Genomic DNA, 25,756 nt, shown 5'->3' with positions numbered 1-25,756 from the left:
TTACATACTTTCATGGAATGTACGAGAAATAACATCCAGTTGTTGTTCACGTGTTAATTTAATAAAGTTAACAGCATAACCTGATACACGAATTGTTAATTGAGGGTATTCTTCTGGATGTTCCATCGCATCAAGTAATGTTTCACGATTAAAGACATTGATATTTAAGTGATGTCCATGTTGCATTGCATAACCGTCAAGCATACTTGTTAAATTGCGATTTTGATCATCTGCTTCTTTACCTAACGATTTAGGCACGATACTGAATGTATTTGAAATACCATCTTTACAGCAATCGTAAGGTATTTTAGCAACTGAACTTAATGAAGATAACGCACCTTTTTGGTCACGACCATGCATTGGGTTCGCTCCAGGCGCAAATGGTTCTCCTGCCTTACGTCCATCTGGCGTGTTACCAGTCTTCTTACCGTAAACCACATTAGAAGTGATTGTTAAGACACTCATTGTATGTTCAGAATCACGATATGTTTTATGGCTACGTAATTTTGTCATAAAACGTTCCACTAAATCAACAGCAATATCATCCACACGACTATCGTTATTACCATATTTAGGGAAATCACCTTCAATTTCAAAGTCGACAACAAGTCCTTCTTCGTTACGAATTGGTTTAACTTGTGCATATTTAATAGCAGATAATGAATCAGCTGCAACTGATAAACCAGCAATACCTGTGGCCATTGTACGAATGATTTCTGTATCATGTAATGCCATTTCAATGCGTTCATAACTGTATTTATCATGCATATAGTGAATAACATTTAATGAATTAATGTATACGCCTGCTAACCAATCCATCATTTGATCAAATTTATTGAATACTTCGTCATAATCTAATACTTCACTATGAACACCTTCATAATTAGGGCCTACTTGCGCACCAGATTTTTCATCTTTACCACCATTAATTGCATACAATAACGTTTTAGCTAGGTTAGCACGTGCACCGAAGAATTGCATTTGTTTACCGATTGTCATTGCAGATACACAACATGCGATACCATAGTCATCACCATAGCTTTCACGCATAATATCATCATTTTCATATTGTATCGAACTTGTTTTAATACTCATTTTTGCACAATACGTTTTAAAATTATCTGGTAAACGTACTGACCATAATACTGTTAAATTTGGTTCAGGAGCTGGTCCTAAATTATCTAAAGAATGTAAGAAACGGAATGAGCTTTTCGTTACAAGTGGTTTACCATCGATACCTACACCACCGATAGACTCAGTTACCCAAGTTGGGTCTCCTGAGAACAACTCATTGTAATCCGGAGTACGCGCAAATTTAACAATACGTAATTTCATGATAAAGTGGTCAATAATTTCTTGAACTTCACTTTCTGTAATGTCACCATTTTTCAAATCACGTTCAGCATAAATATCTAAGAATGTTGATGTGCGTCCCAAACTCATTGCCGCACCATTTTGTTCTTTTATTGCTGCAAGATATGCTAAGTATAACCATTGAACAGCTTCTTTAAAGTTTTCAGCCGGACGACTTAAATCAAATCCATAAGTTTGACCTAATTCTTTTAATTCTTTTAACGCACGATATTGTTCAGATAGTTCTTCACGAAGGCGAATAATATCTTCTGACATTTCAGTAGACATCGTATTGAAGTCGTGCATTTTTTCAGCCATTAAGAAATCTACACCATAAAGTGCCACACGACGATAGTCACCGATAATACGTCCACGTCCATATGCATCAGGTAATCCTGTTATAACACCCGCTTTTCGACAATTAAGCATTTCTTTAGAATACACATCGAATACACCTTGGTTATGTGTCTTACGATAGTCTGTAAAGATTTTTTCAGTTTCTTCATCTAATTCATAACCATATGCTTCGCAAGCTGCTTTCGCCATGCGAATACCACCAAATGGTTGCATGGAACGTTTGAATGGTTTCTCAGTTTGTACGCCGACAATTGTTTCTAACTCTTGATCTAAGTATCCTGCATCATGTGAAGTAATTGTTGACGGTACTTTTGTATCCATATCCCACATGCCACCACGTTCACGTTCTTCTTTAGACAATTGCATAACTTGATCCCATAGTTTAGATGTTGCCTCAGTTGGTCCAACTAAAAATGAATCATTTCCTTCATAAAGCGTGTAGTTTAATTGAATAAATTCTCTAACATCTACATGTCTATTCCATCTACCATTTTTAAATCCTTGCCAAGCCTTTGTGTGATCCTTGTTTGTTTCTAGCATATTAAACGCCTCCATTGTTATATTGTTAATTGTTTGAAATTATATGTTAACGTTTTCACATGCATTGTATCATGTAAGTTGTGATATTTTTCACATGATATTTGTATATTTTTCATCAAAAATATGTATATTCCAAGGAACTGTACTATTCTATAATACAGAAAAGCGAAATAATGTAAGCTGTTACATAACAGATGTAAAGTCTGCTATATATATTGTAATAATATTATTTAGTAGTTTAGGAATTTTAGTATGGTTAAGATTATCAATCACCAAAAGTTAATAATTAGTTAATGGTATTTAACTATGCTCATATATACAATAAATGTGTTACATAATGTAGCAATAACATCTAGATAAATAGACGGAGGACATCATGATTTTCATCATATTATTATGCTTTTTTGCTATACGATTAATGAGTTTATATATTTCTATTAAACATGCCAAACAATTAAAATTACAAGGTGCCAAAGAATATGGTGTCATTAATTCAAAATGGTTAGCCTTAACACACATTTTAATTTACGTTGGTGCAGGTTTAGAAATTATTATCAACAAAGATTCCTTTAGCGTATTGAATATCATTGGATTAGTACTATTAATATTTGCCTATACTATGCTATTTATTGTCATTCATACGCTAGGTCATATTTGGACTTTAAAGTTATTCATTTTACCTAAGCATCCGATTATTAAATCCGGTTTATATCGTGTAACAAAACACCCTAATTATTTCTTAAATATCATTCCTGAATTAATCGGTGTCTTATTATTAACACACGCGACATACACATCTCTATTACTTATTCCATATGGCTATTTCTTATATCAACGTATTAAATTAGAAGATCGATTAATGACATTCAAATAATACGATTTAACAGCGAGTGCTCACATGATAAAGCACTCGTTTTATTAATATAGTTACCGTCCCGCAGTCTGAATTCAGACAACCGTTAGGCTACCAAATCCACATCCTAACAATAAACCTTCCTTACTTCTATATATATCAATTTTCAAAAAATTATAAATCCACATATATAATACATATAATTACTAATTCATTTATTGACCTTGAAATTTTAATTTTCTAATAATATGAGTATCATTATTTCTTAAATATATTGTGCATTACACTTTAATTTGATAATATTAACAATATTATATTAGCTATTTTGAAAGGTCAGGTTAACAGACTACACATGAAAAAATTGATTGCGCTCTTAATGTCATTATTAATACTATCTTTAACTCAGTCTCCGTACAGTCAGGCTGCTGAAACACCTGTAGATATTGCTAAATCTCAGCATCAAACTTTAGACCCAACTTTTAATCCACAAGGAATGTTTGTCACAACCGAACAGGGACAAATATTATATCAATACCATGCTAATAAAGAACTTGATCCAGCTTCCACTGCAAAATTAATGACGCTGTACCTCGTCTTTAATAGTATTAAATCAGGGGACATTCACTTAAATGACAAAATTAAAATTTCTGCTGACCAAGCTAAATTAACGCGTTTACCAAATCTGACTACTGTACCACTTGATCAAGGTAAGTCTTATACAGTAGAAGAATTAATTAAACAAGCTGCATTAGAGTCTAGTAATGCTGCAACAATCATACTTGCAGATCATGTTAGCAAAGATAGTTCAGCTTTTACAGATAAAATGAATGAAACTGCTAAACAATTACATATGACACATACTCATTTTACAAATCCAAGTGGTGCCAATAATAATCTCTTAGATAGCTATGCACCTAAAAAATATAAAAACGAAACAACATCACATTCAACAGCACAAGATATGACAGTGTTATCTCAACATTTGATTAACAAACACCCAAATATCTTACAAATCACTAAATTAACTAATGACCAACAACAAGGTAATCAATTGCATAATACGAATACGTCGTTACCGTCATTACAAGATGCAATGTCTGGCGTCGATGGTCTAAAAACTGGTACTAGCGAAAATGGTTATAATATAGTGTTAACTGCTAAGCAAGACCATTTACGTATTAATGCGGTGGTATTAAACGTTCGTCCATATCCTAGTGAAGCTGCTAAACATGCTCGTCAAAAATTAGCTAATGCTGCGATTAAACGTGGCTTTGATGATTATGAATATCGCAAAGTACTATCTAAAGGTGAACATAAATTTGATGGTAAGAGCTATACTGTTTCGTCTGATTTATATGATGTTGTTCCAAAAGATAAGTCAAAATATAAATTGCATCTATCTGAAGATAATAACGTTTCAGTCGCTTATAAACGACAATTTATACCAGGACAACACGCACCATCTGTAAAGGCTGAACCATTATCCAATAATCATTGGTACACGATTCCTTTACATATACTATTAGCAATTGGCGGACTTGTAGCAACAGGCATGCTAATTATTATCGGTATTAAAGTATATAATAACTTCACAAGATAAATTGAAATATTTAAGCCAATAACATTGAGTATTGTCATTGAACTTTACTCAGTGTTATTGGCTTTTTTAGGTTCTCTCACAAATTGGACTGATACATAATTATTCACTTTTTATTTATCAGCCCTGAAAATAGAGAATCCTTTTTTAGTGCGTTATTTTAAATCATATAAACTACGTTCCCCATCAGGTAATTGCTTAATAAATGACTCTGGATTCTCAGCATAAGCATTACCAACGCCACCTTTCATACGTTGAAAATGTATATGTGGTCCAGTCGTTTGCTCTCCTGTATTTCCAGAGTAAGCAATTATATCTCCTACTTTAACATGGTCACCTTCTTCAACATTATAACGGTTCAAATGCATATACCATTGATGATATTGCCCATTATCTTCGGAAATTTGTAATACTTTACCTCCTAATTGATTATCAAAAGTTCTTGTAACAGTACCATTTGTCACGGCTTTAATCGGCGTATTTTTCGGAACAGCATAATCTATACCATAGTGTTTACTATCAAAATCATTATGCTTATATTCACCAAACGATTCAGTTTGACGACTACCATTAAACATACGGTGCCAGTCTTTGTCTTCCTTCGATATCGTGGCTTCGTTATGGTGTTCTAATTGTTTCCACCATTGTTGCATATCATCTTTATAATGATAAATACTACCAAAGATAGCGACAATCATAACAATACCTAATATATATTTAAGTGTTTTCTTCAATTGAATTAACATCCTTTTTATTTAATGGTGTATAAGTATAGTCGCAAATACTTGTTTTTGCTAGTCAGACACTATCATACTTTAGTAGTAACTTGGTTAAATATGAAATCGAGTAGGAGGATAACCATTATTTGATTATCCGTCCTCTCACACCACCGAGCGTACGGTTCCGTACTCGGCGGTTCAATATCTTGCGTAAGCCGTCTCTGCGAGTTGGGTTAATGGTTCTAACCCCCACTTGTAGAGACGTTTTGTTGTAAGTGCACGATGAACTTCATGCGTTGATGATAAGCGCCAGTATTTCTTTCTTGAATTGGCAATTTTCATTGCACTCTTATGGTCAAGTCCATACTTACGTAACATCTTATATTTGGTTTTTATTCTTTTCCATCTTTTGAGGATTAGTTGTCTAATGCGTCGGTTTAACCATGATTGTAACTTCGTTACAAAACCTGTAATAAATCCTTTACCAAAGTAATTTATCCACCCTCGTGTTACTTGATTAATTTCTGATATAATCTCTTTAAAGGTACCTGGTCTATTTCGTTTCGTTAGACGTCTTAAGGTGCGTTTTAAATTTCTTCTTGCTTCCATAGTCGGTCTGAAACGATAAGTCCCATTTACTTTGGTCATTAGACAACTCAAGAACTTTAAACGTGTGATAGAACCTACCTTGCTCTTTTCACTATTTACAATAAGTTTAAGGTCTTTTTCGATAAACTTTGTCACACTTTCCATGACACGTTGACCCGCTCGTTTTGTACGTACAAAGATGACGAAGTCATCTGCATAACGAACAAAGCGATGACCACGTTTCTCCAATTCATTATCTAATTCGTGAAGATAAATATTACAAAGTAACGGGGAAATAACACCACCTTGCGGTGCACCTATTTCTCTACTTCGATAATTACCATTGAGGTCGATTGCACCAACCTGTAGGCTTCTACGAATAAATTTAGAAATGGCTTTATCTTGAACATGTCGTTCAAATAGATACATTAATTTATCATGGTTCAACATATCAAAGCACTGTTTTAAATCACAATCAACTGCAACTAAGTAACCTTCTTCATAGTATGTTGCACATTCTTTAAGTGCAGTTCCTGTACTACGATTCGGTCTAAAGCCATGACTGTGTTTTGAGAAAGTACGGTCGATACTAGGTTCAATGACTTGTTTAATGGCTTGTTGGATAACTCTGTCTCTTGCGACAGGGATTCCAAGCACGCGCTTTTTCCCATTTGATTTAGGTATTTCAACCTTTCTTACTGCTTGTGGCTTATACGTGCCATCAAGCAGTTTTTGTTTAATTTGTGGAAAGTATTTTGCGAAATGTGATGTTAATTCACTTACTCGCATGCCATCGATGCCAGGTGCACCGTTGTTTTTCTTCACTTTCTTAATTGCTTTTTGTATATTATTCTCTCTTACAACAAGCTCCATCATAGATGGAGACTCACGATACATTTCTTTCATTTCACCTAAGATTTACTGTACGCACTCATATATCCTTTTTCGTTCCACTACTTATCTTTCTATGAGTTGCCAATCATTAATTGTATTCTGTACGTTGTAAATCTCTAACCTCCATTCTTTACTTTGTATGAATATTGTTCAGTCCTTCAGTATTTCTACCTACTATGACCTCTGCTGACTTCTCATCATTCGTTATTACTACGATTTTTTTTATCGCTGATGAGACCTCCCCGGGTAAGAGTAACCACTTTCCACTCATTCCACTGCATCATTTACTATATAGAACTCGGGTAGTATCGGACTTTATCTTGTATTGCAGATTCATCCATTCCACATAGCCTTGTATGATATTTCTGTTCGTCAGTGCGAGTGTTTGCGTCCGACTTCCTGGAAATGATAATTTAATAATGTACACTTTTGACTGTTTAAGTATGTACAATCTGTAAAATTTAGAGATAATTTTATTGAGGTGAATAACAATGAAATTATCTTTAGATATAAATACAGATTATGAAGTTACAACTCTTTCAGATTTACCAAAATTAAAAATTGTTATGGAGAGCTTAAACATGAAAATTAATAAAAGTGAAATCGCAAGACAAATGAATGTAGATCGAAGAACAATAGATAAATATTTAAATGGCTTTAAACCTTCGGTTAATCGAAAAAAACAATCTAAAATTGATCCCTATTATGATTTAATAAAAGAATTGTTGTCTGAAGAATGTGAACAGAAATTCTTTTATAAACGCGTGTTATGGCAATACCTTAAAGATAATCATGGTCTAAATTGTGCGTATTCCACATTTAGAACATATATAAGAAAACATGATTTATTCAATAATTATTTTAAAAAAAGACGACAAAAGTCAACGCCTGTTGGAACAACTAGATTTGAAACAAAACCAGGTTGCCAAGCTCAATTTGATTGGAAGGAAGATATAAGATTTAAAACGAAGGATCATCAAGAGGTATCTTTAAATATTGGTGTTTTACTCCTGTCATATTCACGCTTCAAAATTATGCAAGTTACGATGAGTAAATCATTAGATGTATTACTTAATTTAATGGTTCAAGCTTTTGAATCTATTGAAGGTGTTCCAGAGGAACTTGTTACAGATAATATGAAAACAGTGATGAGTCAACCTAGGACTGAAACGTTTAGTGGACAAGTTAATCCTAAATTCAAACAATTCGCTGATGATTTTAATTTTAAAGTGAAGCCGTGTATAGCTGGTCGTCCTAGAACGAAAGGTAAAGTTGAATCCATTATGAAAATATTAGATGAAATTCATGCCTATCAAGGACAATTATACTTACATGAAATTCCACAATTTATTGACGAATTAAATGATCGTTTGAATTACTCAGTGCATAATGGGACAGGAAAAATACCAATTATTGAAGTAAAAAAAGAAAAGAGCTTCTTACAGCCATTACCCAATGTCCATGTAAGAAACTCATATAAAGTAGAACATAAATATTTGAAAGTCAATCGTTCGAATATGATTACATATCGCTCCAATCAGTACTCAGTTCCTGCTGAATACTATGGAAAAACGGTTGAAGTTCAAGTTTATGATCAACGTTTGTTTGTTTATTATAACACCAAATTAATCGTTGAGCATCCTATTACCCATCATAAATTAAATTATCAGCAACAACACTATTTAGAAACGCTAGCTGTCTCCTATGGAGACCATGATGATATTAATCAGCTGGCCTTAGATAATTTAAAAACGATAGGAGAGATGTATGATGAATAATATTACTAACTACCAACGTTTAAAAGATAATCTGTCATATCTAAAAATGAATCAAATGATTACTCATTTAGATGAAGTGATAGATTTTAGTATCACTAACGATTTATCATTTATTGATACTTTAATTAAATTGAGTGATTATGAAATCGCAGTTAAAGAAAAGAATATGATTGAATCAATGGTTAAGGTAGCAGCATTCCCTTTTAAAAAGGAACTGTGCGACTTTGACTTTTCATTCCAACCTAACGTCAATAAACAAGAAATCGTAGATTTTACTCATTTACGATTTATAGAAAACCATCAGAATATTGTCTTTTTAGGTCCAAGTGGTGTAGGTAAAACCCATTTAGCTACATCAATTGGTATGTCAGCAGCGAAAAAAAGAGTAAGTACGTATTTCATTAAATGTCATGATTTAATACAAAATTTGAAAAAATCTCAATTAGAGAATCGGTTAGAAAATAGACTCAAGCACTATAGTAAATATAAATTACTAATTATTGATGAAATAGGCTATTTACCTATTGATAGTGAAGATGCCAAACTCTTTTTCCAACTGATTGATTTAAGATATGAGAAGAAAAGTACCATTTTTACTACAAATATTAATTTCAATTTATGGAATGAAATATTTGAAGACCCTAAAATAGCTAATGCCATTTTAGATCGCATATTACATCACTCAAATGTCATAAAAATAACTGGGAAGTCTTATCGGTTAAAAGACCATTTTGTGAAAGTTGAAAAGACAGAATGACATTTTTGTACATTCTTAAACAATCATTTTTGTACATTCTTTTATTGACATTTACAGACTTCCTTCAGATTCCATTTCACAATGGACACCCTTGTCTTTCGCTAACAGTTCCTACTACCAAGCCTGTAACGGACTTTCACCGTCTAGTAATTACCCATGCCGGGCGCACAACTAAAATAAGGGCCAAAGCCGGAACGACTTTGACCCTCATTACAATGAATAATATTTCTAATAATGATTGGACGCGAAAGCTAGTAAAACGTTAGTTCAATATTTTCAGTCTAGACAGTTACTACCAATGTCATCATATTCATTATTGAATACTTTTGATAATATTATTTCTCAGGATATAATCCTAAATATTCTTCAAGTGTTTTACCTGAATCGTACACTTTTGTTGCGGTTTTTTTACCTAAATAACGTAAATGCCATGGTTCATATTGGTAACCTGTGATATGCGTGCCATCTTTAGGATATCTAACGATAAATCCATATTTATGTGCATTTTTCTTAATCCATTTACCTTCTTTAGTATTACCGAATGTCGTTTTTAAATTTTCAGGTGAATTAGCTGCACCAACATCAAATGTTAAACCTGTTTGATGTTCAGAATAACCTGGACGCGCACTGTACTTATCAGCAGCTTTTTTACCATCTCTAGCAACGTAATTATTATATAAAGACACTTGCGTTTGATAACTTCTAAAGTTACTAATATTAGTTATATGCAAACCTTCTTTACTAGCATCTGCAATCATACGGTTAAGTGCTTGTTGTGCTTTTGGATCTACACCAGGATTATAATCTTTTGGTAAACTAATTTTCTTATTAACAATTAAAATTCCATCTACGTATGTACGACCATCTTTTACAACTTTATGATGTTTCTTATGTTCACTTTGATTACTTTGATTTTTGTTCTTATCGTTAGCATCGCTATTTGATGTTGAACATGCTGCAAATAATAAACAACTTGTTAATACTAATCCGATTACCTTTTTCATTTACGTATTACCCCTTTATAATTTGAACAATATTATATTAATTTTCATTTTAAGGCATTTTTAATTAATAGTATATAGTACTATTTAAAAATAGTGGCTTATCTATAAAATTTGTGACATTGAGAGTTGTCATATTTAAATACAATAGGTATAATAATTATACTTAAAAGATAGATACAAAGGAGATAAACACATGACTAAATTATTATATATCACAGCCCATCCATTTGATGAACTTGTTTCAAATTCAATGGCTGGCGGTAAAGCATTTATCGAAGCTTACCAAGAGAACCATCCTAAAGACGAAGTAAAACATATCGATTTATTCGAGGAATATATTCCATTAATTGATAAAGATGTCCTAACTGGTTGGGGTAAAGCTGCAAATGGTGAATCATTAACACAAGAAGAACAAACTAAAATTGATCGTCTGAGTGACATTTTAGAAGACTTTTTAAGTGCGGATAAATATGTTTTTGTTACACCGATGTGGAACTTATCTTCTCCTCCTGTAGTTAAAGCATATATTGATGCTGTATGTGTTGCTGGTAAAACATTCAAATATACTTCTGAAGGTGCTGTAGGTTTACTAACTGATAAAAAAGCCCTACATATTCAATCACGTGGTGGCTATTATACAGAAGGTCCTGAAGCAGAAAAAGAGATGGGCGATCGTTATTTACGTACGGTACTAACGTTCTTAGGCGTATCTTCATATACAACATTAGCCATCGAAGGTCACAATGCTGAACCACATAAAGCTGAAGAGATTAAAATCGCTGGTATTAATGAAGCTAAAGAACTAGGAAAAACATTCTAGTTTATACTTATAGAGAAACCACTGTGCGAAAGATTTAATTCACACAGTGGTTTTTTAGTGGATATTGTTGACTTGGATGTGCTTATTGATCTGCTACAACACCATTGTGACCTGTTCTAGCAGCAACATCGCCTGGTAACTGTCTATCGCCAACTAATTCATTATAGTGTTCGGCTTCAGATTATGTCATGTCTGGTTTACTTCTTAAATATGCCTCATATTCTTCTATTTTCTGCATTTGTACATCTTTTGTATTATTAACATTTTGATTTATCTGTTCATTTTGATTGGTCTGAACTTGTTGATTATTGTAGTTATTATCATTATTATTTGTAGCAACTTCTTCATCATTCTGTTGATTCTGTTCTATATTTTCTGATTCTTTTTTCTCGTTATCTTCATTTTTACTTTTTTTCTTAGCATGTTGCTCTTTTTTAGGCTTATTGTCTGACTCTTTTTTATCATTATCAAAATTACAACCACCCAAAACAATAGATAAAACTAAAATTAAAAATACTATAAATTTAGCTCTCATTCACTTTACCTCTTTTATTATTTTTATATAATTAAATCACAAAATTTATTATATAAAACAAATAGTTGTAAAGCCATACTTTTTAATTATTTAAAATCCAATCATTTATTTAATTGATGTTGTTCTATAGTGACATTACGTCCTACTGATGTACTGAAAATAAGAATTGCTAATGATGTTATGACTAATATCATAATTGATGCTATCCAATTATGCGTCGCATCATGTAAACTACCAAATAAAAATGGTCCTATTGCTGCAAATAAATAACCAATGGATTGTGACATACCTGATAATTTGGCAGCTGTACTACTTTCTTCTGTCTTCAAGCTAAAGAATGTATTAACAAGACCAAATGATAAACCATTAGCAATACCTAAAAGTAAAATTGATATTAATGCTATTTGTGGTAAGAAAAGCATAGCTAAAGTTCCAGCAATAAACATTAAACCTGTTAATAACACAAGAGGAACTTGTGACGTCATTTTAGTTGCCCAAATTGGTGTTATAAATGTTAAAGGAATGATCGCCAGTTGTAATATTGATAAATACAAGCCCGCTTCATTAATCGACACACCATAATCTGCTAAATAAGCTGGCATCCAGTTGATAATTGAATAGAAAATTAATGACTGTCCTCCCATCAACAATGTAATACGCCATGCAATAGATGATTTCCAAATATTAACTTTAGCCACCTGATTTGATGTGGTAGATTCATTTTTATGATTCAATTGAAAAACCCAAATCAAAGTTGCAATCAACGTAATAATACCAATTATTCCAAGCGCAATTTGATAATTAAACGCTTTGACTAATGGACCTGTAGAATATGATGATAAACTACCAAAAATATTCATGACAACTGTATAATATCCGGTCATAATACCTATACGTAAAGGAAACTTAGCTTTAATCATTGCTGGTGTTAAGACATTACCAAAAGCAATACCAATACCAATGAATATTGTACCAATATATAAGCCACTTACATTTGGTAATGAACGGATGATCACACCTAACAAGATGATAACCAATGCCCCAAATAACGTTCTTTCGATACCAAATGTATTACTTGTTTTTGCTGCAAAGAGTGAGATAATCGCAAAAGCAATTAATGGAATAATCGTTATAATACTGACAGCTATATTATTAAGATGTAAAGCATCTTTAATACTTGGTAAGGCGACACCCACTGATGTGATTGGCGCACGTAAATTAGCTCCTATTAATAAAATACCTATAAAAAGAAGCCAATTAATTTTATTATTTGACTGTAAATCTTTTTCCATATTGTCCTCCCTATTTATATTATTTCGTACACAACAATAATATATGGTACAATATGTGCGTTATATTGTAAATAAAGGAGTCGTTATTTTTGGCAAATGTTAATGAAATTATTGGTTATAATCTGTATCGTTACAGACAAGACTTTAATTTAAGTTTAGATAAAATGGCTGATATCACAGGGGTAAGTAAAAATATGCTAAATCAAATTGAAAAAGGTCAAGCTAATCCTAGTATTATGACATTATCAAAAATTGCTAATGGTCTACGCCTTTCCTTATCCGAATTAATTACTCAAATATCATCTGAAGTTAATCCAGTTGCCTATGAGGATTTAATTCCCATTTATAACGAAGATCATAGTGTAACTATTTTTCCTTATTTTCCTTATTCACCTGAAAAAGACTTTGAAATGTTCAAAATGGAAATTGAGGCATTTGGAGCTATGACTTCAGAAGGTCACCATCAAGGTTCAGATGAATATATTATAGTCACAGATGGTACGTTAACACTTGAAATAGAGGATAATCAGTATATTGTAACTAAAGAACAAGCTATTCATTTTAAAAGCGATGTTGCACATCAATATATTAATCAAACGAATAACAAATTATCGCTGATTGCCACAATTCAGTATCACTCATAGTATGTAACTTAATCATCAAAACACTTTAACTTATGGAAATAATTATTTCATTCGCCTCACATCTTAGCTTGAGTGCGATGGTAAAATATTTTTTATCACGGGCTCGAGCAATATTTACATCTCTATAAATTAAAATAAAGCTAGTATATCGATTGAGTGTCATATCGTTCACTCTTTCTAATATACTAGCTTTGGTTAGCGTTAATTATGCATTACGGTCTAAACCACTAAAGACATTGATTAAGCTTTGAGGACTATTATCTCCTAATACATTTCAATGGCTTCGTGTGATTCTTGAGCTGCTTCGGCACTACGTTCAAACATTTTTTCTTCATATTAATTAAACTTATTTTTAAGTCAAACTCCTTAATAGTACTTAAACTTTGCCTTTACACATCTTTATTTATATTGCTTGTTTAATTAACCACTACCAGATTTTAATTATTCAATATAGAAAACATTTTCATTTGTATTTTAGTATAAAACGATTTTTAGTTATGAGCAATTTTATAATTAAATGATATAATATTGCTATCGCCTTGACTTCTATAGTCAATATGGCTAAGAAGGAGGTGTAGATACTATGATGAATCTCATCATAACCACATTAGCCTCTATAATTAGTGGCTGTGTCATTGCAGCCTTTAAGCATTGGCTAAGCAGCCGCAGTGATAAAAGGCGATAATATTAGCCAACACGTTAAAACCCCCTCACTACCGAGAATAGTGAGGGGGTTTGTGTAGTTATATGATGAATCTCATTACAATCATTATAGCATAAAGTAAGTATATTTCAAGCTATTTATTATTTTTTATATTTAATTCTATCATCATGCTTATAAGCGATTTTCAATAGCGATTCTACTATATTATATCAACCAAATTGAGGATTATCTTGTAATACTTTCTCTATCATATCGATAATACATATTATCTTCGCGTTGTCTCGTTGGATAGTAAGTATCTCTCAAATATACTGCGTTATCTTCTATAATGACTTCATAACCTTTTTGAGCCGCTAAATCTACAATATCAATATACTCACGCTGATTGATAACATCCGACCTAACTTCATCTAATCGGTAATCCTCAACTTGAAAAGTAACATTAACCACTTTTGAGTCTAACCAGAACGTATCATCATCAAAAATGATTTGCTGTTGATACAACGGCAATTGGATATCATTTAAATAAACTTGATAGTCTTTATTGTCATTATATTGCTTATACTCTTGCGGTTTATCTCTAACAATATAGACATCTCCTCCTATAATTGTCCCTTCCCTTGTGTCATCAGTGCCACCTATCACTGCTGACGTTTTTGGATCGATTTGTAAGCCATGTACATCTCCAATATACGTATCTGGTTGCTTTTCCATAGCATGTCCTTTAGCAATCAACGCTAATATTGTTCGCTGTGAAAATTGGGGCTCCCATTCAATTCTATTTGGATGACTGCTATAAATTCTAGGTTCATCAATTGCTTGATCAATCGTCATATCAAATTCTAAAACATTAATTATCGTTTGAACTATACTTGTAATAATACTAATTGCACCGGGTGAGCCAACTGTCAAAATAGGTTGACCATCTTTAGTGATTATTGTAGGTGCCATATTACTAAGTGGTCGTTTACGTGGTTCAATTTCATTAATGCCAGCTGGAACGATATCGAAACCATCAATCGTTGTGTTTAATAGTAAACCGTAACCCGGTATCGTTATACCTGAACCATAAATCATACCCACAGATGTTGTAAATGATGCAATATTGCCATCCTTATCTATCACACTAAAATGCGTTGTCTCTGTATGTTGTTCATCAATCGCTGTATGACTCACATTATTTTGTAAATGACCATGAGTAATAGCAATATTAGCATAGTCCTCATTTATTAAAGCACTGCGTTCTTTCAAATAATCGTCATCAATCAATGCTTTAACAGGAATATTGCTAAAGTCTTCATCAGCAATAAACTGTGCTCGGTCACTATATGCAATATGCATTGCTTGAATTAAATGATGTAAATAGTCAACTGATCTCGGCCCCATCTTTTTAATATCAATATGTTCTAGTAGTTTCAAAATTTGAATAATCGTTATTCCACCTGAACTTGATGGCCCAATTGAATGAATTTCGACATCTTTGTATGTTGCACTAATTGGCGCTTTCAATTGTATTTGATACTGCTGCAAATCTTCCAATGTGATTGAACCACCGTAACGCTGCACAACATCAACTAGCTGTTGTGCGATATCACCTCGATAAAATGCATCAAATCCTTGATCTCTTAACAGTGTTAAAGCCTTAGCCAACTGTGGTTGAACAATCCAATCACCTTCATGCCAATAATCACCGTCAATCGTAAATGCTTCAGCAGTTTCAGGATATTTTAGTAACCTAGCCAATTGTTGGCGTGAGTATTTTTCAGTTGCCCAATTAGTACGGTGTCCTTCACTGGCCTGTTGAATAGCAGGATTAATTAAATCATCTAACGATAAACGACAATAATGATGGTATAAATAATCAAACAACTTAGGTATAGCAGGTACAGCTACAGTCTTACCATGTGTAGTTAAATCAAAAAACGATTTGTAATTACCTTGATTATCTAAATAAAATGTCGGATCTATTTTTGATGGTGCCGTCTCTCTGGCGTCAAAGGCTGTCATTTGTTGAGTTGCCTGATCATAATATAATAAATAACCGCCACCACCAAGCCCCGACGTATACGGTTCAACAACATTTAATGACAACTGAATGGCAATGATGGCATCCATGGCATTGCCACCTTTATCAAGCACTTCTTTTCCTACTTTAGCAGCTAAAGGATGCGATACTGAAATCATACCTTCCTGTGACGTATTTTCTTTATTTCCACTCAAACTCATGCGCATCATATCCTCCTACTTTATGTTATTTAACGTTTGTCATTAATTGCGTGTTCTACCTTTTTTAAATTTTGACGTTGTTTATTGCCTGTATCGACAAGTGGTGTCACTGGTGAGGCAATATTAAATTTATCACCACGATAAAATTTAATAAATTGATCTTGATCAATCGCATGAACTACTGCTTGCCTTAAGTTTGGATGCTCTTTAAAAATTCCTTTTTTAACATTCATCATTAAAAATACTGACTTACGTCCATTTTTACGTACAATAGATAAATCATTGTCGGATTTTATTAAATCAAAGTTTTTTTGATCTACGTCCGCAAGCATATCTATGGAGTGATTACGTAATTCTGACAATGCGTTATTAGGATCGCCATTAAATTTTAAGGTAATATTTTTAATTTTAGCTGGTCCATAACTATCTTTTTCATCTTCATTAAATCCTGGATTACGTTGGAATGTTGCTTGATAACTATTTTTAGTCGTCATAATATAAGGTCCACTCGCATAAAGTTCATTATTCCCCTCTTTAGAAGATGGTACTGTACTGCTATCACCATAGCCTTTACTATTTTCTTTATCTACTTGTGACACATATTTTTTGGATAAAATCCCTGCTGATGAATGTGTTAAATAGTTTACTTCTTTAGGCATAGCTTGTTTGGTGGTAATTTTAACAATTTGATATGTTCCTTTTTGATTATCTACATTGTTACCTTCAGTTGTTAACGATTTAACTCCGTGTCCTTTAATTAGTCGGTCATAAATTGTACTATTGCCTTTAGTTTTGGTATCGCGTAATTTATCAATATCTTGATTGTTTAAGACACTGACATCTTTAATATTTTTATGCATATTATACGTAATATTGTTAGGGACCGATGATTTATCACGTACACGATCTAGTGAAAACTTCACATCTTCTGCAGATACACGTTCTCCGGTATTTTGTGCTTCACCTTGCGCTACTTTAGCAAAATAACTATCATCCCTTAATAAAAAATAAAATTCGTTATCGTCTTTATTAACAGCATAGTCACGACTCAATGATCCTTTAGTCGTTATTTTATCGTTATCATCTAAGAGCAATAATCTTGTATACATATTCATATTAATTGGATAAACAGATGGTGCAATAGAACGAATAGGATCAAGAGTAGGTATTTCACTATCTTGTTGTGTCATAATCAACGGTCTCGTATCTCGCAATTTTTTATCTTTATAGTCAAATTGTTGCCAGATTAATGCACGAGAGTTTGGCAAACCTACACTACTTTTGGCTATAACATGGTTATCATAAATTAGATTCTTTTTCGCTCCATATAATGGTGCCATATACGCTTGATCAAAAATCACTTCATGTTCTAATTGCTTATAAGTTTGTTTGGCATCTTTATCATTTTCAGTTGACGCCTGATCAATCATGCGGTCTACTTTTTTATCTTTCAATAGGCTGTTTGAACCGTTTGAACTAAACAGTGCCGACATTGAATAATTTGGATCTCCAAAAACTGTTGTCCAGTCATCAATTTGAATATCATAGTTCCCCGCTTCACGTTGCGTTCGATAACTACCATAGTCTGGTTGAATATTCATCTTAACGTTAAAACCAGCATTTTCTAATTGTTCTTTAACGATGTTCATATCATTTTCATAACTTGCTTGTCCTAAGAAACGAATCGTTGGACGCTCACCTTTAACATCAACTTTATCAGCTTTTTGCTCCACTTGAGATTTAGTAGGAACACCACAACCACTTAATACCAATGCTAAAACGATAATTGCGATACTAATGATTTTCTTCACATGATTCCCTACTTTCTAATGTATTTTTGGATCTAGTGCATCGCGCACTGCATCACCAATAAAGTTAAATGCTAAAACAACAAGCATAATACAAATACCAGGCACAATAGCTAAATTACTATGTGTTTCCAAGTAGTTACTACCTGTACGTAAAATGTTGCCCCATTCTGCAACATCTGGCGCCACACCTAAACCTAGGAAACTTAAACTACTTGTTGTTAAAACAACGACACCAATATTTAATGAAAAACGTACAATCATAGGTGCAATCGCATTAGGTAAAATATAACGTCTTAAAATGTTCCATGTGTTTTCCCCGGTAATACGTGCTGCATCTACATATTCTAAACGTTTGATTTCTAAAACACTTGCACGCATTGTTCTAGCAAAAGAAGGAATATTACCGATACTTAATGCAATAATTAAATTTGTCGTACTAGCACCGAAAGACGCGATAATGGCAACTGCTAACAATAATGCTGGAATTGCAAAAACAACATCTAGTATACGCATGACAAAATTATCAATACGGTCAAAGTAACCTGCAATCATTCCTAAAATAACGCCAAATATAACGGCGATAAATACTGAAATAATAGAAATCGCAAACGTTAGTTTTGTACCTATAACAATGCGTGTAAATAGATCTCTGCCAAAGTCATCAGTACCAAATGGATATTCTAAACTAGGTGCATGTAGTAAAACATCGAATTGATTTTTAGTAGCTAATTCTGTATCAAAGGTAAAAGGCGCTACTATCGATAAAGTCAGCATAACAACTAAGACAAATAAACCTATCATCGCAATACGATGTGTGACTACTTTATTAATAAATGCTTCCCAGCCATTATAAATATGTAATGTTGAAGTTTGTTTATGACGAACGACACTAATTAACATTAATAAAGCAAATAAGTTTCCAGTCACCGTCATCAATAGCAATAACACAATGACAAGTGAGCGCCATACTACATGCTGTTGCCATGCAGATTGTGTCATAACAATAGTGACAATAGCGATAGCTAAGACAAGTAACAATATTTCAAAACTATAAAATGTATCGACGACATAGCCTTTAAACAAATTAAGCAAACTTAGCGCAAACACAACAAGGTATGTTGCTATGCCATATCCTCCAAATAATGTTAAGGAAGTACGTTTTTTTATTACATTTGACATACTGATCACTTCCTTTCTCTAAGTTCGCTGCGAAGTTTTGGATCTACTAACGTGTAAAAAATATCTATCACTAAGTTGGCAAGTGAAATGACGATTGAGATATAAACGACCCCACCCATCACTGCTGGTATGTCAGGAACAAGTTGTTTTTGAACAATGTAACGACCAATACCATTAATATTAAACACTTGTTCTGTTACTGCTGAACCACCAAGTAACTCTGCTACAAGCAAACCAATCAACGTGATAATTGGAATAATGGCATTTTTTAAAATATGCTTTAAGACAACTTGAGAAGTTGATAAACCTTTAGCGTATGCGGTCATAATATAATCACTACGCATCACTTCTAACACAGACGATCTAGTCATACGTGTTATGGATGCTGCAACACTCGTACCAATAACTAACACAGGTAAAATTAATGATAGTGGGTTTTCCGGAATATAAGATGGCGGGAAAATATCTAACTTAAGTGAAAAAGCTAAGATAAATAATAGACCTTGCCAGAAACTAGGAATAGACAAACCAATTAAAGCGATTGTCATTAATACAATATCTAACCAACTATTGCGTTTAATCGCACTAACAATACCTATTGGAATAGCAATAATCAAAGCGATAAATAAGGCAATAAGTGTCATGATAATCGTAATAGGAATTCTGTCGCCTACTGCTTGTGTCACCACTTCGTTACCTTTATATGTCGTGCCCAAATCGAATGTAAAGACACCTTTAATGGCATCCCACAGTTGAACAATATAAGGTTCATTCAAATGATGTAATGTATTAAACTGCTTAATCTGTTCTGCCGTAGCATTTTGACCTAAGACACTGTATGCAGCATCTAATGGTGAAAAATACAGAATAGTAAAAACGCTAATAATGACACCAATAATGACGATGATAGCCATCATGATACGTTCGAAAATGTAACGTACAATCGGATTGATATAAAATGTCAGCACAATAAATAATGGTAACGCTAAAATACATTTAATGATGATTGCATGATGAAACAACGTGTATTGGTAATAAGCGGCAAAATTAGTTGCATTATCTTCATCTTTCATCTGTTGTCGATGTTGTTGTTCAAAGATTTTTTGCGCTTCTTTACGAATCATCGCTCGCGACTGTTGTTTATTTAAGTATTGATACTTTTGTTGCAACGCATATTCAATTTCAGAAATTTCAGAATTATTTAGTTGCACACGATGCTGTCTCCCAATGAATAAATATTTAACAACCGTGTAAAGCCAAACTGGTAAGCTTAACAGTATCATGATGATGCGATAAAACACTTTAGAATATAACGATTGAAATACTTCGTAATAAATATTTATGACAATCACTCCTTGTAAAATAATGTTGAGTGGATTACTATGTTATACAAAGTATAGAATAACTTTTCACTTTTGTGAATAGGGAGGTTCAATATCATGACAAATTTATTATCAGTTAAAGACTTAAATGTCACATTTAATTATGACGACACATCAAAGCATGTCGTTAAAGATGTATCATTCGATTTACGTAAAAAGCACATTTTAGCAATTGTTGGTGAATCCGGTTCAGGTAAAAGTATTACTGCGAAATCAATTTTGGGATTGTTGCCAGATTTTCCAGAGCATACATTAACAGGAGATATAATTTTTGATGGTCAAACATTAACAGATTTGTCTCCGTCATCTTTACGTCAAATTCGTGGCAATGATATTTCGATGATTTTCCAAGATCCTTTATCATCACTTAATCCACGTACAACAATTGGCAAGCAAATTACCGAAGTTTTATTCCAACACAAACAAATTTCAAAACATGATGCTAAAGAAGCAGCCATTGATATTTTAGAAAAAGTTGGCATTAAAGATGCTGCAAAAAAATTCAATGCGTATCCTCATGAATTTTCAGGTGGTATGCGTCAACGTGTCATGATTGCTATTGCTCTAATACTTAAACCACAAATTTTAATTGCTGATGAACCAACGACTGCACTTGATGTCAGTACACAAAATGAATTATTAAAATTGATGCAAGAATTATACGAATATACTGAAACGTCAATTATTTTTATTACACATAATTTAGGTGTGGTTTATCAATTTTGTGATGATGTGATTGTTATGAAAGAAGGTAGTGTCGTTGAACGTGGTAGTGTCGACGATATATTCACAAACCCTCAAAATCCCTATACACAACGATTAATTGATGCCATTCCAGATATCAATCAAACTCGTCCTCCACGTACATTGGCAAATGATCCACTAATAAAATTTGAACACGTCAGTGCCGATTATATAGACGATGATGGCAAACCATTTAGAGCTGTTAATGATATTAATCTATCCATATTAAAAGGCGAAACATTAGGTATTGTTGGCGAGTCAGGATCAGGTAAATCAACACTTGCTAAGACGGTCGTCGGTCTAAAGGACGTGTCACAAGGCATCGTTTGGTACAATAACGTACCACTCAATTTATTTAGTAACAAAGAAATGAAACCACTAAGACAAGATATACAAATGATATTTCAGGACCCATTTTCATCAATCAATCCACGATTCAAAATAATCGATGTCATTAGTAGACCTTTAATTGTTCACCACAAAGTAAATGGTAAGGAAGATATCACAACAAAGGTTATTGAATTATTAGAAAAAGTAGGATTAGATCGTAGCTATTTGTATCGTTATCCTCATGAGTTATCTGGTGGACAACGCCAAAGAGTAAGTATAGCAAGAGCGCTAGCTGTTGAACCCAAAGTCATTGTCTGCGATGAAGCTGTATCAGCACTAGATGTTTCTATTCAAAAAGATATTATTCAATTATTAAAACAACTGCAACTAGAATTCTGTATCACATACCTCTTTATCACTCACGATATGGGCGTTATTAATGAAATTTGTGATCGTGTTGCAGTGATGAAAGATGGTCAGGTTGTTGAACTCAATACAACTGAAGCCATCATTAAGTACCCTCAATCTGCTTATGCACAACAATTAATTTCAGAGATACCTGTCATTCCAAGATAATTGCTGTTAAAAATGATGATAATAATATTGAGTTACATTGATATATTTTGTATTTATGTTGGTACATGTCCTGATAAACAATGCTCATTTTTTAATGTTAAGGCTTAGTTATATATGAATTCGTATTATGATAAGATGTCTTAAGATCGATATTTTAAACAACAGACGATATCTTTGTTAGTTTGCACTTTAAATGCTATAGTATCTTTAATTTTAAAAAGCGAGATAGACAAAGGAGCTTAACGTATGGTACAGAAAGTATTAATTACAGGTGGTAATAAAGGTATTGGATTTGAAAGCGCACGAAAATTAGGCAAGTTAGGTTGGCACATTTTACTAGGTGCTAGAAACGAGCAACGTGGTACAGCAGCTGTAGAAAAACTTGAACAAGAAGGCATTACTGCGGAGTGGATTCATATCGACTTAAATGATTTAGCGACGATTCACGCTGCAGCGCAATATGTTACGGAACATCATACAGATTTGAATGTATTAATTAATAACGCAGGTATCCCAGGCAAAATGGATGCTACACCTTTAGAAGTCACAGCCGATGAATTAAAATCAGTCATTGACGTTAATATTATTGGTAACTTTGAAATGATTAAGACATTCACACCTATTTTAGCTGTTAATAAAGGAACGATTCCTTCCAAGTCCAGTCATTTCTTCCATCCATTTAGTTATACTGCCAGCAAATCATCTTTAAATTCAATGATTAGAATGTTTGGTCAATATTATAAGAAAAAACATATTCCTATTAATATATTTGGACTAATGCCTGGTGGAATCACTACTGATTTAAACAATCATATGAAAGGTTTTTACATGCGTACAGTGGATCAAGGTGCACAAACAGTGGTCAATGTCCTAACAGATAAACGTAACTATAACGGTAAAGTTATATTTAGATTCACTCCGTTCACATTGTTTAACAAAAAATAATGTAGCACTTTATGGTGATAGTCATTTTATAACTGAAAATACTAGCAAAGCCCCCTTACTCTTTTATGTAGTGAGAGGGCTTTTTTAGTGATTGATATGCAATTACTTTATTATCTATAAATAATTTCTCCAAGCAATAGGGGCGATACTAATTAAAATGATTATTTAATACATCCCTTAATGCTTCAACCATCTCATGTTTTTTCTCAGATCTAAACGATACATGATTGCCTGGAACTGTGCCATATGGTTGATCTAATTTCTCAGCAAGTACTCGGGCAGTTCTACCATAATATGCATCTTTACTATCTGCACCTGCTATAAAAACCATAGGTATGTTATCTGCTTTTAACTTTTCGATATCAGGTGTTTCATTAGAAATATTGGAATATTCATGAGCAAAGAAAAATTCAAGTAATTCCACAATCATGCCGTCTTCCTTACCAACAACACCTTGTCGGTCTTCTCCCGGGTTAAAGCCAACTAATGAGCGACTAAATTCTTTCATAGCTGCAAAAGGACCTTGTTCTTTATAAGTATGATCAACAAAATTGATAAATTTATCCCATTCATCAGCATCTGGTAATACTTTCATAATAGCCGGTTCGTGTAACACTGCACCTTCAATCAGCTCAGGATAGTCTTCAATTAATTTTAAGCCAATCGCCGCACCACCACTATTTGCAAATAATAATACTTTATCTAAATTCATATCATTAATAATTGCACTGCATCTCTAGCCTGTTGTGCTACATCAAGATCTGCATGATAGTCACCTGTACTTCTAGAATTACATCTTCTATCATAACGAACGACAGTGTATTGATTAGATAAAATGCTAGCTAAATCAGCATACGTATCTGCATCACCACCAAAACCAACTATAGTTAATAATACCAATCCTTCCCCTCTACATCACAGATAATTTTTACTCTTTCAGTAACAACAGTCTTTGTATATGCCAGGTTAAACACCACTCCTTTATATTGTTTGAACACGTTCATTCAATGCTCTTTACATATTTAAAAGTAATGTTTTTGGTCGTTGATGTGTGATTGATAGGAGCATTGTCACAAAATTTTCTACTGAAGCTACAGAACAAGAAATAGTAACTTCCCTCATATAACTTTCACTTATTCAATACAAACATTTTTTATAATATGACTTCATTTTTCCCATCTGGATAAAGTTTAAGTAATTTCGCCATGACTTTCTATAATAAACTTCTTATTTATGCATAACTGATAATCAATTCAACATCACCTTTAAATGTAATTGTTTTGTCATCATTAGTTAGTATGAAATGGCGACCTTTTTCTATATTATATTTTTCACTATCAATAGTAACTGAACCATGACCATCAATAATAGAAACTAAACAATATACATTAGGTTTTGTATAATCAAATTCCCCATCTATTTTTAACTTATCTACTGTAAAAAATTCATTTGATACAAACTCAGTAAACTTTTGTCCTTGATAGTTATATTCTTTAGGTGTGACGTTAGGATTATTCTGATTAATATTTATAACCTTTTTACTTTGTTCTAAATGCAGCTCTCTTAATTTCCCTTGTTTATCTTTACGATCATAATCATATATACGATATGTTGTATCTGAAGATTGTTGTGTCTCTAAAATCATTATTCCTGAACCTATTGCATGAACTGTACCTGCAGGAACATAGTAGAAATCTCCTGGTTTCACTTTTATTTTTCTAAACAATTGATCAAATTTTTTGTTATCAATATAATTATTTAAATCTTCTTTATTTTCGACATTAACTCCATATATAATTTCGGCATCTTCTGCGGCGCTTAAAATATACCAGCATTCGGTTTTGCCATATTCACCCTCATGTTCCAATGCAAACGCATCATCTGGATGCACTTGAACAGATAATTTATCATTAGCATCTAAAATTTTTGTTAATAATGGAAATTTATCTCTTTCATCATTTCCAAACAATTCCTTATCAGATGACCATACTTGATCTAAAGTTTGACCTTTATGCTTTCCATTTTCAATAATATTAGCACCATGAGGATGTGCTGAAATAGCCCAACATTCACCAATGGTATTATTAGGCAAATGATAATTGAATGACTCTAACCCATTTCCTCCCCATAATCTTTCTTTAAAAATTGGTTTCAAAAATAGTACCATG

General features: G+C 32.9%; 21 protein-coding genes and 1 pseudogene. 9 read left to right on the top strand and 13 right to left on the bottom strand.

Annotated features, from left to right (window positions below; all coding sequences use genetic code 11):
- Entirely contained in the window at positions 1-2,250 is a 2,250-nt protein-coding gene (gene pflB, locus J3R86_RS00730) for a formate C-acetyltransferase (RefSeq protein ID WP_207517636.1), read from the bottom strand.
- Between the two features lie 376 nt (positions 2,251-2,626).
- On the opposite strand from pflB, the gene J3R86_RS00725 reads away from it, so the two are divergent.
- Both J3R86_RS00725 and pbp4 read left to right on the top strand, forming a co-directional pair.
- Complete coding sequence (locus J3R86_RS00725) at positions 2,627-3,124, top strand: isoprenylcysteine carboxyl methyltransferase family protein (protein ID WP_207517635.1); 498 nt, start codon at positions 2,627-2,629, stop codon at positions 3,122-3,124.
- A 331-nt stretch (positions 3,125-3,455) separates the two neighbouring features.
- Complete coding sequence (pbp4, locus tag J3R86_RS00720) at positions 3,456-4,703, top strand: penicillin-binding protein PBP4 (RefSeq protein WP_207517634.1); 1,248 nt, start codon at positions 3,456-3,458, stop codon at positions 4,701-4,703.
- Positions 4,704-4,855: 152 nt separating this feature from the next.
- On the opposite strand, the gene J3R86_RS00715 is transcribed toward pbp4, so the two are convergent.
- Positions 4,856-5,446, bottom strand: coding sequence for a M23 family metallopeptidase (locus J3R86_RS00715; RefSeq protein WP_431607777.1), 591 nt, complete (start codon positions 5,444-5,446; stop codon positions 4,856-4,858).
- A 171-nt stretch (positions 5,447-5,617) separates the two neighbouring features.
- On the bottom strand, positions 5,618-6,904 hold the full coding sequence (gene ltrA, locus J3R86_RS00710) for a group II intron reverse transcriptase/maturase (RefSeq protein WP_207518488.1): 1,287 nt from the start codon (positions 6,902-6,904) through the stop codon (positions 5,618-5,620).
- 488 nt (positions 6,905-7,392) lie between these two features.
- Between ltrA and istA the strand changes: the two genes are divergently transcribed.
- Together istA and istB are read left to right on the top strand one after the other, a co-directional pair.
- Positions 7,393-8,679: an IS21 family transposase gene (gene istA, locus J3R86_RS00705; RefSeq protein WP_207516850.1), complete on the top strand. Its 1,287-nt coding sequence runs from the start codon at positions 7,393-7,395 to the stop codon at positions 8,677-8,679.
- On the top strand, positions 8,672-9,436 hold the full coding sequence (gene istB, locus J3R86_RS00700; protein WP_207516745.1) for an IS21-like element helper ATPase IstB: 765 nt from the start codon (positions 8,672-8,674) through the stop codon (positions 9,434-9,436). The genes istA and istB overlap by 8 nt, the downstream gene beginning before the upstream one ends.
- A 335-nt stretch (positions 9,437-9,771) precedes the next feature.
- Here istB and J3R86_RS00695 read toward each other — a convergent pair whose 3' ends face one another.
- Positions 9,772-10,440, bottom strand: coding sequence for a M15 family metallopeptidase (locus J3R86_RS00695; protein ID WP_207517633.1), 669 nt, complete (start codon positions 10,438-10,440; stop codon positions 9,772-9,774).
- A 193-nt stretch (positions 10,441-10,633) separates the two neighbouring features.
- Here J3R86_RS00695 and J3R86_RS00690 point away from each other — a divergent pair, with 193 nt between their 5' ends.
- Positions 10,634-11,260, top strand: a complete 627-nt coding sequence (locus J3R86_RS00690; RefSeq protein ID WP_207517632.1) for an FMN-dependent NADH-azoreductase — start codon at positions 10,634-10,636, stop codon at positions 11,258-11,260.
- Between the two features lie 181 nt (positions 11,261-11,441).
- Here J3R86_RS00690 and J3R86_RS00685 read toward each other — a convergent pair whose 3' ends face one another.
- Entirely contained in the window at positions 11,442-11,795 is a 354-nt protein-coding gene (locus J3R86_RS00685; protein WP_207517631.1) for a hypothetical protein, read from the bottom strand.
- 101 nt (positions 11,796-11,896) lie between these two features.
- Positions 11,897-13,087 carry a CynX/NimT family MFS transporter gene (locus J3R86_RS00680; protein WP_207517630.1) on the bottom strand — a complete coding sequence of 397 codons (1,191 nt, stop codon included), beginning with the start codon at positions 13,085-13,087 and terminating at the stop codon, positions 11,897-11,899.
- Between the two features lie 89 nt (positions 13,088-13,176).
- Between J3R86_RS00680 and J3R86_RS00675 the strand changes: the two genes are divergently transcribed.
- Both J3R86_RS00675 and J3R86_RS00670 read left to right on the top strand, forming a co-directional pair.
- Positions 13,177-13,731, top strand: coding sequence for a helix-turn-helix domain-containing protein (locus J3R86_RS00675; RefSeq protein ID WP_207517629.1), 555 nt, complete (start codon positions 13,177-13,179; stop codon positions 13,729-13,731).
- Between the two features lie 583 nt (positions 13,732-14,314).
- Entirely contained in the window at positions 14,315-14,416 is a 102-nt protein-coding gene (locus J3R86_RS00670) for a type I toxin-antitoxin system Fst family toxin (protein WP_207517628.1), read from the top strand.
- Positions 14,417-14,620: 204 nt separating this feature from the next.
- Here J3R86_RS00670 and ggt read toward each other — a convergent pair whose 3' ends face one another.
- The 4 genes and pseudogenes from ggt to J3R86_RS00650 form a co-directional block, all read right to left on the bottom strand.
- Positions 14,621-16,627, bottom strand: a complete 2,007-nt coding sequence (gene ggt / locus J3R86_RS00665) for a gamma-glutamyltransferase (protein WP_207517627.1) — start codon at positions 16,625-16,627, stop codon at positions 14,621-14,623.
- A gap of 23 nt (positions 16,628-16,650) precedes the next feature.
- A complete protein-coding gene (locus tag J3R86_RS00660) occupies positions 16,651-18,432 on the bottom strand; it encodes an ABC transporter substrate-binding protein (protein ID WP_207517626.1) in 1,782 nt (593 codons plus the stop codon).
- 15 nt (positions 18,433-18,447) lie between these two features.
- Positions 18,448-19,611: an ABC transporter permease gene (locus tag J3R86_RS00655; protein ID WP_207517625.1), complete on the bottom strand. Its 1,164-nt coding sequence runs from the start codon at positions 19,609-19,611 to the stop codon at positions 18,448-18,450.
- A 5-nt stretch (positions 19,612-19,616) separates the two neighbouring features.
- Positions 19,617-21,052: pseudogene (locus J3R86_RS00650) on the bottom strand (ABC transporter permease).
- Between J3R86_RS00650 and J3R86_RS00645 the strand changes: the two are divergent.
- Both J3R86_RS00645 and J3R86_RS00640 read left to right on the top strand, forming a co-directional pair.
- The gene (locus J3R86_RS00645; RefSeq protein WP_207517623.1) at positions 21,051-22,643 is read left to right on the top strand and encodes an ABC transporter ATP-binding protein; all 1,593 of its coding nucleotides are present in this window, start codon (positions 21,051-21,053) and stop codon (positions 22,641-22,643) included. The pseudogene J3R86_RS00650 and the gene J3R86_RS00645 overlap by 2 nt on opposite strands.
- Positions 22,644-22,889: 246 nt before the next feature.
- Positions 22,890-23,588: an SDR family NAD(P)-dependent oxidoreductase gene (locus J3R86_RS00640; RefSeq protein WP_207517622.1), complete on the top strand. Its 699-nt coding sequence runs from the start codon at positions 22,890-22,892 to the stop codon at positions 23,586-23,588.
- A 148-nt stretch (positions 23,589-23,736) separates the two neighbouring features.
- Here the strand turns inward: J3R86_RS00640 and J3R86_RS00635 are convergent, their stop codons facing one another.
- The 3 genes from J3R86_RS00635 to manA all read right to left on the bottom strand — a co-directional run bounded on the left by J3R86_RS00635 (position 23,737) and on the right by manA (position 25,755).
- Entirely contained in the window at positions 23,737-24,300 is a 564-nt protein-coding gene (locus J3R86_RS00635; protein ID WP_242685734.1) for an alpha/beta hydrolase, read from the bottom strand.
- Positions 24,297-24,488, bottom strand: a complete 192-nt coding sequence (locus J3R86_RS12130; RefSeq protein ID WP_242685733.1) for an alpha/beta fold hydrolase — start codon at positions 24,486-24,488, stop codon at positions 24,297-24,299. The genes J3R86_RS00635 and J3R86_RS12130 overlap by 4 nt, the downstream gene beginning before the upstream one ends.
- Positions 24,489-24,819: 331 nt before the next feature.
- On the bottom strand, positions 24,820-25,755 hold the full coding sequence (gene manA, locus J3R86_RS00630; protein ID WP_207517621.1) for a mannose-6-phosphate isomerase, class I: 936 nt from the start codon (positions 25,753-25,755) through the stop codon (positions 24,820-24,822).
- Between the last annotated feature and the right edge of the window lies 1 nt (position 25,756).

Origin of the sequence: Staphylococcus simiae (genome assembly GCF_017357005.1) — a bacterium.
GTDB lineage: Bacteria > Bacillota > Bacilli > Staphylococcales > Staphylococcaceae > Staphylococcus > Staphylococcus simiae_A.
This window is presented reverse-complemented; position numbering and strand designations above follow the sequence as displayed.